This is a genomic window from Mesorhizobium sp. J18 (assembly GCF_007829525.1).
In the GTDB taxonomy this organism is placed as follows: domain Bacteria; phylum Pseudomonadota; class Alphaproteobacteria; order Rhizobiales; family Rhizobiaceae; genus VLJP01.
Genome location: NZ_VLJP01000021.1, coordinates 34,169 through 44,451 on the forward strand (window position 1 = coordinate 34,169; position 10,283 = coordinate 44,451).

At 62.9% G+C, this 10,283-nt stretch carries 12 protein-coding genes and 1 pseudogene; 5 read left to right on the top strand and 8 right to left on the bottom strand.

Annotation, left to right across the window (positions count from 1 at the left end; genetic code table 11):
• The 6 genes and pseudogenes from L598_RS09820 to L598_RS09845 form a co-directional block, all read right to left on the bottom strand.
• Positions 1-242 (bottom strand): annotated as a pseudogene (locus tag L598_RS09820) (electron transfer flavoprotein subunit alpha/FixB family protein); the annotation flags it as partial.
• Between the two features lie 155 nt (positions 243-397).
• Entirely contained in the window at positions 398-1,444 is a 1,047-nt protein-coding gene (locus L598_RS09825; RefSeq protein WP_144862043.1) for a hypothetical protein, read from the bottom strand.
• Positions 1,445-1,629: 185 nt separating this feature from the next.
• The gene (locus L598_RS09830; protein ID WP_144862045.1) at positions 1,630-2,349 is read right to left on the bottom strand and encodes an electron transfer flavoprotein subunit beta/FixA family protein; all 720 of its coding nucleotides are present in this window, start codon (positions 2,347-2,349) and stop codon (positions 1,630-1,632) included.
• 302 nt (positions 2,350-2,651) lie between these two features.
• Positions 2,652-3,371: a rhomboid family intramembrane serine protease gene (locus L598_RS09835; RefSeq protein WP_144862047.1), complete on the bottom strand. Its 720-nt coding sequence runs from the start codon at positions 3,369-3,371 to the stop codon at positions 2,652-2,654.
• Between the two features lie 31 nt (positions 3,372-3,402).
• Positions 3,403-3,984: a cob(I)yrinic acid a,c-diamide adenosyltransferase gene (locus L598_RS09840; RefSeq protein WP_144862050.1), complete on the bottom strand. Its 582-nt coding sequence runs from the start codon at positions 3,982-3,984 to the stop codon at positions 3,403-3,405.
• Positions 3,985-4,019: 35 nt separating this feature from the next.
• Positions 4,020-4,217 (bottom strand): twin transmembrane helix small protein, encoded by a 198-nt coding sequence (locus L598_RS09845; RefSeq protein ID WP_144862076.1) that lies wholly within the window; start codon positions 4,215-4,217, stop codon positions 4,020-4,022.
• Between the two features lie 256 nt (positions 4,218-4,473).
• Between L598_RS09845 and L598_RS09850 the strand changes: the two genes are divergently transcribed.
• Positions 4,474-5,358 (top strand): YihY/virulence factor BrkB family protein, encoded by an 885-nt coding sequence (locus tag L598_RS09850; protein WP_144862078.1) that lies wholly within the window; start codon positions 4,474-4,476, stop codon positions 5,356-5,358.
• Positions 5,359-5,366: 8 nt separating this feature from the next.
• Here the strand turns inward: L598_RS09850 and gluQRS are convergent, their stop codons facing one another.
• Positions 5,367-6,263, bottom strand: a complete 897-nt coding sequence (gene gluQRS, locus L598_RS09855; RefSeq protein ID WP_144862052.1) for a tRNA glutamyl-Q(34) synthetase GluQRS — start codon at positions 6,261-6,263, stop codon at positions 5,367-5,369.
• Between the two features lie 76 nt (positions 6,264-6,339).
• On the opposite strand from gluQRS, the gene L598_RS09860 reads away from it, so the two are divergent.
• Together L598_RS09860 and L598_RS09865 are read left to right on the top strand one after the other, a co-directional pair.
• A complete protein-coding gene (locus L598_RS09860; protein ID WP_144862054.1) occupies positions 6,340-6,984 on the top strand; it encodes a DNA-3-methyladenine glycosylase in 645 nt (214 codons plus the stop codon).
• 130 nt (positions 6,985-7,114) lie between these two features.
• Positions 7,115-7,672 carry an HNH endonuclease gene (locus L598_RS09865; protein ID WP_144862056.1) on the top strand — a complete coding sequence of 186 codons (558 nt, stop codon included), beginning with the start codon at positions 7,115-7,117 and terminating at the stop codon, positions 7,670-7,672.
• 78 nt (positions 7,673-7,750) lie between these two features.
• Here the strand turns inward: L598_RS09865 and L598_RS09870 are convergent, their stop codons facing one another.
• Positions 7,751-8,509: a DUF3108 domain-containing protein gene (locus L598_RS09870; RefSeq protein WP_144862058.1), complete on the bottom strand. Its 759-nt coding sequence runs from the start codon at positions 8,507-8,509 to the stop codon at positions 7,751-7,753.
• Positions 8,510-8,797: 288 nt separating this feature from the next.
• Between L598_RS09870 and rpmB the strand changes: the two genes are divergently transcribed.
• Both rpmB and L598_RS09880 read left to right on the top strand, forming a co-directional pair.
• On the top strand, positions 8,798-9,094 hold the full coding sequence (rpmB, locus tag L598_RS09875; RefSeq protein WP_144862060.1) for a 50S ribosomal protein L28: 297 nt from the start codon (positions 8,798-8,800) through the stop codon (positions 9,092-9,094).
• Between the two features lie 218 nt (positions 9,095-9,312).
• The gene (locus tag L598_RS09880; RefSeq protein WP_144862062.1) at positions 9,313-9,933 is read left to right on the top strand and encodes a VUT family protein; all 621 of its coding nucleotides are present in this window, start codon (positions 9,313-9,315) and stop codon (positions 9,931-9,933) included.
• The last annotated feature ends 350 nt before the right edge of the window (positions 9,934-10,283 follow it).

Here is a 10,283-nt window from a genome sequence, read left to right on the forward strand (position 1 = left end):
GCCAGCGACACGATGAGGGCGGCCGTCGGTTCGGCAAGCCGCTCGGCCAGCCCGTCGGCCTCGGCCAGGAGCACCTTGCGCACGCCCTTCAGTTTTGCAGCGGCATCGGCGGCAGGCTTGGCGCCCTTGCCGGCGACCAGGATGTCGATGTCCGAACCGATCTTCGTGGCGGCCGAAAGCGCCTTGGCGGTCTGGTCGGAAAGGGTTGCATTGTCATGTTCGGCAAGCAGCAGAATAGCCATATTCTTGTTCCTTCACGGGGCGCGGCTGCGACCGAATTCAGGTCAGGCCGAGCCGAAAACTGTTGGATTCGAGAACCAGAGCGGAGCGTACTTTGGTACGTGAGCACCGGAAGCGCAGAAGCCGGTCGTTTGCAGGCCGGCCTCATCTGAATTCCTTAAAGAACGCCGGCTTCGTTCTTCAGCTTGTCGACCAGCTCGGCAACGTCCTTGACCTTGACGCCCGCCTTGCGGCCGGCCGGCTCCTCGGTCTTGACCACCTTCAGGCGCGGCGCGACATCGACGCCGTAATCGGCAGCACTCTTCTCGTCGAGCGGCTTCTTCTTCGCTTTCATGATGTTGGGCAGCGAGGCATAGCGCGGCTGGTTGAGCCGCAGATCGGTGGTGACGATCGCCGGCAGCTTCAGCTCGATCACCTGCAATCCGCCGTCGACCTCGCGCGTCACCTTGGCCTTGCCGCCGTCAAGCTCGACCTTGGAGGCGAAGGTGCCCTGCGCCCAGCCGAGAAGGGCGGCCAGCATCTGGCCGGTCTGGTTGGCGTCGTCGTCGATCGCCTGCTTGCCGAGAATGACGAGCTCCGGCTTCTCCGCCTCGACCACGCCCTTCAGGATCTTGGCCACCGCCAGCGGCTCGACCACGTCGTCGACCTTGACCAGGATGCCGCGGTCGGCCCCCATGGCAAGCGCGGTGCGGATCGTCTCCTGCGCCTGGGCAGGGCCGATCGAAACCGCGATGATCTCCTCAACCTTGCCCGTTTCCTTCAGCCGGATCGCTTCCTCGACCGCGATCTCGTCGAACGGGTTCATCGCCATCTTCACATTGGCAAGCTCGACNTTGAAGGTCTTGCCGTCGACCACCTCGATGACATCCGACACCTGCATGACGTCGAGCAGGGCAGCGACGCGCGGCATGACATTCTTGCCGGTGGTCGTGGCCGGCGCCACGAAAGTGTCGTAGCCGTCGGCCAGCGACACGATCAGGGCTGCCGTCGGCTCGGCAAGCCGTTCGGCCAGTTCGTCGGCCTCGGCAAGCAGCACCTTGCGCACGCCCTTCAGGCTGGCGGCGGCATCGGCGGCAGGCTTGGCGCCCTTCCCGGCGACGAGGATGTCGATGTCAGAGCCGATTTTGGTTGCGGCCGAAAGCGCCTTGGCGGTCTGGTCGGAAAGGGTTGCGTTGTCATGTTCGGCAAGCAGCAGAATTGCCATGGTCCTTGTCCTTTTCGGTTCTGCGCGGCGCTGCCTCTACCCTCCCCATGTGGGGAGGGTCGGCGAGCGCTTTGCATAAGCAAAGCAAGAGAGCCGGGGTGGGGGTGGATGGGACAAATTTTGACGGCTTTGTCCCCACCCCGCGCCTGCGGCGCGACCCTCCCCCCAAGGGGAGGGCAAGAGGTTCACAATACGCCGGCTTCGTTCTTCAGCTTGTCGACCAGCTCGGCGACGTCCTTAACCTTGACGCCCGCCTTGCGGCCGGCCGGCTCCTCGGTCTTGACCACCTTCAGGCGCGGCGCGACGTCGACGCCGTAATCAGCTGCACTCTTCTCGTCGAGCGGCTTCTTCTTCGCCTTCATGATGTTGGGCAGCGAGGCATAGCGCGGCTGGTTCAGGCGCAGATCCGTGGTGACGATCGCCGGCAGCTTGAGCTCCACCACCTGTAATCCGCCGTCGACCTCGCGCGTCACCTTGGCCTTGCCGCCGCCAATCTCGACCTTGGACGCAAAGGTGCCCTGCGCCCAGCCCAGCAGCGCGGCCAGCATCTGACCGGTCTGGTTGGCGTCGTCATCGATCGCCTGCTTGCCGAGAATGACGAGTTCCGGCTTCTCCGCCTCGACCACGCCCTTCAGGATCTTCGCCACCGCCAGAGGCTCGACCACGTCGTCCACCTTGACCAGGATGCCGCGATCGGCGCCCATGGCGAGCGCGGTGCGGATCGTCTCCTGCGCCTGGGCGGGACCGATCGAAACCGCGATGATCTCCTCAACCTTGCCCGCTTCCTTCAGCCGGATGGCCTCTTCCACCGCGATCTCATCGAACGGGTTCATCGCCATCTTCACATTGGCAAGCTCGACGCCCGAGCCGTCCGCCTTCACGCGAGGCTTAACATTCGCATCGATAACCCGCTTNTCACATTGGCAAGCTCGACGCCCGAGCCGTCCGCCTTCACGCGAGGCTTAACATTCGCATCGATAACCCGCTTTACCGGGACAACTACTTTCATGCGCATTCAACCTTTCTGTCGGGCTTTCTGCCGGGAAACTCGCACCGATCATATCGGCCTTCAGGCTGGCTAATCGGCCAGATACCGACATCGGCAAGGGGAGATCGGACAAAGCCGCCCACCTTCCCGGTCGGCTGCCTTCTGGAAGCGGCGGGACCGTAGTGAGACCAGGGCCCCAGGTCAATATCAAAGTGCGGCCTATTCGCCTTCGAGGCGGGCCGCCTGCGGCGTTTCCAGCCGCCGGTCGAGAAGGGGCACGTCCCGTCGCCGCAGGATCACGACCAGGACCGCTCCCGCCAGGATGCCGCCGACATGGGCAGCCCAGGATATCTGGTTCTCCCTGTCGAAAAGCAGCATCGCGAATTGCAGTGCTATCCATAGCGCAAGGACGATGAAAGCCGGAATGCGCAGCGGAATGCGCGCAAAGGCCAGGACCCAGACCTTCACCCTTGGATGCAGCATGAGATAGGCCGCAACAATGCCGGCGATCGCCCCGGATGCACCGATCAGGGGCGCATTGGAATCGGGGATGATCAGGCCGTGCGAAATCGCGCCCGCGACGGCGCAGGCAAGGTAGAAGATCAGATACCGGATATGACCGAGCGCATCCTCAACATTGTCGCCGAAGACCCATAGGAACAGCATGTTGCCGCCGAGGTGGAAAATGTCGCCGTGCAGGAAGGCGTAGGTGACGTAGGTGAAGGGTTCAGGCACCAGCGTCAGTTCGGGCGGCAGGATCGCCAGATCATGCGAGACGGAGGGGATGTAGCCCAGCCCGAGGACCGCCGCCTGGGCGAAGTCGGTTCCTCCATAGGCGGTGGTGAGAAAGGCGATGATGTTGGCCGCGATGATGGCCAGCGTGACGTATTGACGCTTGATATATCTCAGATGATTGGCGTCATGGAGCGGTATGAACATTCGGGCCTATTCTCGCTCCACCGAAGATACGTCAGCGATTCTCCCCCGGAACCCATAGCACGTCGGCAGCACCATTGTCATTGACCGCCCTCGCGGCGACGAACAGGAGGTCCGAGACGCGGTTGATGTAGCGGATCGCCTCGTCGCTCACCTTTTCGCCCGGCTCCTGCTTGAGCTTGACCATCAGGCGCTCGGCGCGGCGGGCCACGGTGCGCGCCAGATGCAGCGCCGCCGCCGCCGGAGAGCCGCCCGGCAGGATGAAGGAGCGCAAGGGATTCAGCTTTGCGTTGAGCATATCGATGTCGGCCTCGAGCCGGGCAACCTGCGCGGCGACGATGCGGAGAGGCTCATGCCTGAGCGCCTCGCCGGTATCCGGAGTGGAAAGATCGGCGCCCAGATCGAAGAGATCGTTCTGCACGCGCGCCAGCATGGCATCCACCTCGGGACTGGAAGCGGTCGTGTGGACCCGAGCCATACCAATGCAGGCATTGGCCTCGTCTACCGTGCCGTAGGCGGCGACGCGCAGGTCGGATTTGAGCCGGCGAGCGCCCGCAGCGAGCCCGGTCGTACCGTCATCGCCCTTGCGTGTGTAAATCTTGTTCAGCTTGACCATTCGGCTTTACCCCGAAGTCGATGAAGAGGAAGAGCCTATGAACGGGCCTTGGCATACCACAGAGCCAGCACGATGAAGACGATTGCGATCGCCTGCAGCATGACACGGGCCTGCATGAGCTTGTTCGACGTGTTGGCGGAGCCGCCGCGCATCATGTTGACCAGCCCGCGGATCAGCACGATGACGACGGCGACCATGACGAGAATGGCCAGGATGTTGAAGACGGTGGACATAAGCTTTTCCGTGTTCGAATGGGTTGGGAAGCCATCAATGCCGGTCGGCAGAAGCCGGCGTTTCTTCGCCTTTGGGGCGCTTTCGATCAAAGCGCCGTTCCTAGACGCGGCGGATTCATAGAGCAAAGCTGTTTGCCGGGAAACCGGCAGCGGCCAAATTGATCGGATCATCGCTGGCCCTGGCCTGTGGATTTGCAACCAAGGCGCGGTTGTCGCGTTGGCAAATCACCGCATGCCTGCCACTTTTCCGATGCGAATGGCCTCGCAAAAGCAAATTGATGGAGGGACGGTGCGCAGACTGGTGGCGATCAAGAGGATCCTGCGCGACGCCCTTGGTCATTTCGATGCCGATGACGGCTGGTCCATGGCAAGCCACCTCGCCATCACCGCACTGATGGCGCTGTTTCCCTTCCTGATCTTCGCCACGGCGCTTGCCAGCTTCGTCGGCGCCGACAGCTTTGCCAACACGGCGGTTCATCTCGTCTTCGACACCTGGCCGGACCAGATCGCGGCGCCGATCGCTCACGAGGTGGTCCGCGTGCTGACAATTCAGCGTGGCGATTTCCTGACCTTCAGCGTCGTCATCGCGGCGATATTCGCCTCGAACGGGGTCGAGGCGCTGCGGACGTCGCTCAACCGCGCCTATCGGGTCGCCGAAACCCGCTCCTTCCTGTTCCGCCGCATCCAGAGCCTTGCCTTCGTCCTGATCGCGACCGTGGTCTTTCTTGCCATCAGCATCCTCCTGGTCTTCGCGCCGCTCATCGGCCGCATCGCGGAGCGCAACCTGGAATGGCTGGAGCCATATATGGGCACGATCACTCTATGGCGGTATGTGATCGCTGCGACCGTGATCGTGGCGGCGCTCGTGGCTGTCCATATGTGGCTGCCCGCCGGGCGCCGCCGTTTCGTAGACATCCTGCCCGGCATCATCTTCACGCTGATCGCCTGGGCGGCGGGCTCGGCGGCCTTTGCGGCCTATCTCGACCGCTTCTCCGGCTATGTGACCACCTATGCCGGTCTTGCCTCGATCATGATCGCCGTGGTCTTTCTCTACATCGTCTCAGCGATCTTCATCCTTGGCGGAGAGCTCAACGCGGCCATCAGGCGCTACAGGGAAGCGCGGAGGCGGGTTCCGGGTTGAGGCCGGGCTCAAGCGGATGCCGTGAAGGGCGGCAGCCCCACCAAGCGGCGGATGTCGGCCGGGGTCATGCCGGCCTCGCGCAAGGCGGAGATGCCCGTGTCCCGCCTGCTCTTGGAAAGCTTTCTCCCGTCCTCGCCGAGAACCAGATCGTGATGGAAATAGGCCGGAACAGGCAGGCCGAGCAGCTCCTGAAGTAGCCGGTGCACGGCGGTCGCGCGGAAAAGATCGCGGCCGCGGACGACATTCGTCACCCCCTGCAGCGCATCGTCCACCACGACGGCGAGATGGTAGCTGGTCGGGGTTTCCTTGCGCGCAATGACGACATCGCCCCATTCGGCGGGGCGGGCGGATATTTCGCCCGTCTCCATGGCCGGGCCGAACCCTTCCTCCCGCCAGAAGAGGCCGCCGCCAACTCTTTCCACCGCCGCTTCCATGTCTAGACGCCAGGCGAAGGGAGCACCGTCCGCCATGCGCCGGCGTCTTTCGCGCTGCGGGAGATGCTTGTCGAGCGCGGGATAGAGAGGGGCGCCGTCGGGGTCGCGCGGCCAACTTGCGCCGGACGCCTCCATATCGGCGATGTGGGAACGGATGTCGCCGCGGCTCATGAAGGCAGGATAGACCAGATCTTCGTCGATCAGCCGGTCGAGGGCTTCCGCGTAGTCGGCGGAATGCTCCGACTGCCGCCGCACCGGTTCTTCCCACGAAATGCCGAGCCATTCGAGATCGCGATAAATCCCGGCCTCGAATTCCGGCGTGCATCGCGTGGTGTCGATATCCTCGATGCGCAGGAGGAAACGCCCTCCAGCCTCGCAGGCCAGATCGAAATTCAGAAGAGCGGAATAGGCGTGACCGAGATGCAGTTCGCCATTGGGACTGGGCGCGAAGCGGAAGACGGAACCTGTCATCGGTCAAGCGGGAAACGGGTTGTCGCGGTCATAGGGTGATTGCTACGGTCTCGCGCTTCGAACGGCAAGGACGCGCATGCGCCGCATAGAAAATCTGGACCACATCGCCGAAGGCCTTGCGGCGCTTGCCGCCGGCGATCCGCGGCTGCAGGCCGTGCATGCCCATGCGGGGGCCGTGCCCTTGCGGCTGCGGCCGGCCGGTTTCGAGAGCCTGGCCTCCATCATCGTCTCGCAGCAGGTCTCGCGCGCAAGCGCGGACGCGATCTTTGCCAGACTGGCCAATCTAATCCGGCCGCTGACGGCGGAAGCCGTCCTTGCGGCAGGCGAGGCCGTATTCCGGGRAGCCGGTCTGTCACGGCCCAAGCAGCGTGCTCTCCTGGCCGTCTCCAATGCCGTGACCGAGGGACGGCTCGATCTGGAGAGCCTGTGCGAACTCGATGCGGCGGAGGCAATCGGGCGCATGACGGAGATCGACGGGATCGGTCCATGGACGGCGGAAGTCTATCTGTTGGCCTGCGCCGGTCATCCGGACATCTTCCCCGCCCGCGACGTGGCGCTGCAAAGCGCGGTCGCCCATGCCTTCGGTCTGCCGGTCAGACCGGACGCCGAATCGCTCTACCTGATGGCCGAATCATGGAGCCCCTGGCGCGGGGTCGCAGCACGGCTTTTTTGGGCCTATTATGCCCGCATCAAAGGCAGGGAAGGCGCCCCGCCACTCTAAACCCGCTTAAAAATTGCATAAATCGGGCCGCAGAGCTGTCGCGGAACTGGAATATCCGCTTCACATTCCTGTCGTCTCGGGCTTACAGTATGCGCACCGATCGATCTGCCGCCCAAGGAGCTGTTGGAAAGTGACGATCGCAGTATCGCCAGATGGCTTACCTGCTCTGGTGCTGAATGCGGACTATCGTCCGCTGAGCTATTATCCGCTGTCGCTCTGGTCGTGGCAGGACGCAATCAAGGCAGTCTTCCTCGATCGGGTCAATATCGTTGCGGAATACGAGCACGCGGTCTCCTCGCCGTCCTTCTCGATGAAGATCCCGAGCGTGGTCAGCCTGAAGACCTATGTGAAGCCTTCGCGCTACCCCGCCTTCACGCGCTTCAACGTCTTTCTGCGCGACCGCTTCCAGTGCCAGTACTGCGGCAAGCGCGAGGACCTGACATTCGATCATGTGGTCCCGCGCCGCTGCGGCGGCGTCACGTCATGGGAAAATGTGGTGGCGGCCTGTTCGTCATGCAACCTGCGCAAGGGCGGGCACATGCCCGCTCAGGCCAAGATGTGGCCGATGCAGAAACCCTATCGGCCTTCGGTCCACGATCTGCATAACAATGGGCGGCTTTTCCCGCCCAATTATTTGCATGAAAGCTGGATGGACTATCTCTACTGGGATGTCGAACTGGAGCCCTAGGCCCGCTCCGCAGGTGCGCCGGAAGGCGACGGCATGCATGCTTCCCGGCACAAATCGCGCCTCCGGCCCGAAGACCGCTCAATCTATCGGATAGGCGCGTATCCTGACCGTCCCTATCTCTGTTCCCACGCTTGCCTCGACAGGCGAATGAATGTCGCTCTGGCCGACAGGCGCGAAGGCAATCAGTATCTTCGACCTATCGCGCAGGAACTGGATCGCGGAACGGTTCTTCCGGTAGCCGGATACGGGCACGAAGCGTGCCCTGCAGGTAACCGTGCCCGAGCCCAGGCTTTCGCCTCCGCCGGCCTTCCTCAAGACGAGATCGACCCGGATCTCGCCGTCATAGACCTTGAGCGTGCGGTCGCAGACCTCGTCGGAGCTCCCGGCACGGATCAGCATGGCCGAAAGCGGATCGGCCGCGCCGACAAGATGCTCTTCGGCCACGGGAATCCAGTTGCGGCCGCGCCTTTTCGGTTGCGGCACATTGACCGTCCTGCTCACGCGCTCGCCCGAGAAGTCGATCTCCGTCTTCTGGCGCTTCCTGCCGCTGGTATAGGTCAGCCGGTAGGCGTCCGGACGCACTCCGGAGCCGGTGAAGCGGCCTTTAGCCGTCGTCGTTCCGTCGGTCCTGTCGAATATCCTGGCGATACCCGCGCTTGCAAAGCGGCCCGAAAGGGCGAAATTCTCGCCCTCGAAGCGGCTTGAGAAATCGGCGCGGCCAATAGGAAAGCCCAACAGCGACGCTTCGTAACGGGCCCGGAATTCCCGGGCCTCGGCGAAACTCGCGCCGGAGGCTGAACAAAGCACCATGCCGGCAAGCAGCAGACGGACGATCATCGAATGTCTCCGGTTCCGAAACGCCCTTGCATCCGCCCATTGTCGCGGCAATCGGGCGAATATGTGGAGGCCTGGCTGCAACCGTTTATACGGGTGCCGGGTTCCCCGGTCCGATTGGCATCCTTCCCCAGGCAACCTGGGTATCCGGTGCAGCCTGACACTTGACCCGCTTGGCAAATGCCTCTATGGGAACGGCGAATTTCCATGAGGCCGCCTGAAATTGCCCGCGCGCCGCCCCGACTGGTGCGATAGAGGCATTTGGCACGACAGAACTGAAGGTTATAAGACATGTCCCGCGCTTGCGAACTGACCGGCAAGTCCGTCATGACCGGCAACAATGTGAGCCACGCCAACAACAAGACCCGGCGTCGCTTCCTGCCCAATCTCGTCCATGTCACGCTGATGTCCGAGACGCTTGGCCAGAATTTCCGCCTGCGCATTTCGGCCAATGCCCTGCGCACGGTCGAGCATCGCGGCGGCCTGGATGCCTTCCTCGTCAAGGCAGACAATGCCGAACTCTCCCAGCGTGCTCGCCTGTTGAAGAAGCAGGTCGCCAAGAAGCTGGCCGAACAGGCGACTGCGTAAGCCATCATTGCGGCGGGCCTAGTGTGGTGGATTTGAAGTTCGTTTCTCTGGTTGCAGTGGCCTTGAGAACGAATGTCAATCCAAGACCACACTAGAATCATAAAGTTGCCGGTGACCGAATCGAATCCCAAATTCGCTCGGAGCTTGCAGGAACATGTGACGAATTTCGGATTCGGGACCCTAACCCGCCGACTGGTTCCATCACCCAGGTTAAAAAAATGACCCGTCCGCAATCACTTTGGCCTTTCATGGCCGCCATGGTCGTCGTCGTGACCGCCTCCAATTTCCTGGTGCAGTTCCCGTTCGGGCATTTCGGCCTCGGCGAGATCCTTACCTGGGGCGCTTTCACCTATCCGATCGCCTTTCTCATCAACGACCTGACCAACCGTCGCTTCGGTCCCGCGGCAGCGCGCCGGATCGTGATCGTCGGCTTTGCAATTGCGGTCGTCCTGTCGGTCTGGCTGGCAAGCCCGCGCATTGCGATTGCTTCCGGCACAGCCTTCCTCGCCGCACAGCTTCTCGATACGGCCATCTTCGACAGGCTGCGCCGCCAGACCTGGTGGCGCGCACCGCTGATCTCGACCATGATCGGCTCGGTGCTCGACACGATCCTGTTCTTCTCGCTCGCCTTCGCGGCGCGCTTCGCCTTCCTCGACACCGCCTTTGGCCTGCCGGACAATTCGCTCGCCTTCCCGGTCTCGCTGTTCGGCCTGGATGTCCCCCTGTGGGTTTCGCTCGGTCTCGGCGATTTCAGCGTCAAGGTCCTGATCGGTCTGGCGATGCTTGTGCCCTATGGCGCCTTGTTGAGCCTCCTGCGGCCCGTCGAGGCGGCACGGTAGGCGGTTTCCCGCCGCCATCATCGGGCTGACCTGCGGTTCCATGCCTGAGTCGGCTGCGTTGCGGAGCAGGCGCTTCAGCAGATCGCTGACCTTCGCGATTGGCTGAAACGTCGCTGATGAACCTCGGTACCGCACCAGTCCTTGCCCTTTCCACTCAATGAACGTTGCAAGCAAGCCTCGATTACCCCCACCCCGTCTCGCAATCCTTCGCTCTGCTCCCGATTGCTTGCCGACCCTCCCCACAAGGGGGAGGGTGAACCGCAGCACAGGCCTCGCCGTCTCAGCTCGGCAAGGCGGCAGTTTCATCAGGACACACCTTCTTGTTGCCACGCCCCGTTGCCGGTCTGGCC

Coding starts and splice junctions, on each gene's coding strand:
- L598_RS09835 (WP_144862047.1), bottom strand. CDS start 3,371: ATGTTCATACCGCTCCATGACGCCAATCATCTGAGATATATCAAGCGT.
- L598_RS09840 (WP_144862050.1), bottom strand. CDS start 3,984: ATGGTCAAGCTGAACAAGATTTACACACGCAAGGGCGATGACGGTACG.
- L598_RS09845 (WP_144862076.1), bottom strand. CDS start 4,217: ATGTCCACCGTCTTCAACATCCTGGCCATTCTCGTCATGGTCGCCGTC.
- L598_RS09850 (WP_144862078.1), top strand. CDS start 4,474: ATGGCCTCGCAAAAGCAAATTGATGGAGGGACGGTGCGCAGACTGGTG.
- gluQRS (WP_144862052.1), bottom strand. CDS start 6,263: ATGACAGGTTCCGTCTTCCGCTTCGCGCCCAGTCCCAATGGCGAACTG.
- L598_RS09870 (WP_144862058.1), bottom strand. CDS start 8,509: ATGATCGTCCGTCTGCTGCTTGCCGGCATGGTGCTTTGTTCAGCCTCC.
- rpmB (WP_144862060.1), top strand. CDS start 8,798: ATGTCCCGCGCTTGCGAACTGACCGGCAAGTCCGTCATGACCGGCAAC.
- L598_RS09880 (WP_144862062.1), top strand. CDS start 9,313: ATGACCCGTCCGCAATCACTTTGGCCTTTCATGGCCGCCATGGTCGTC.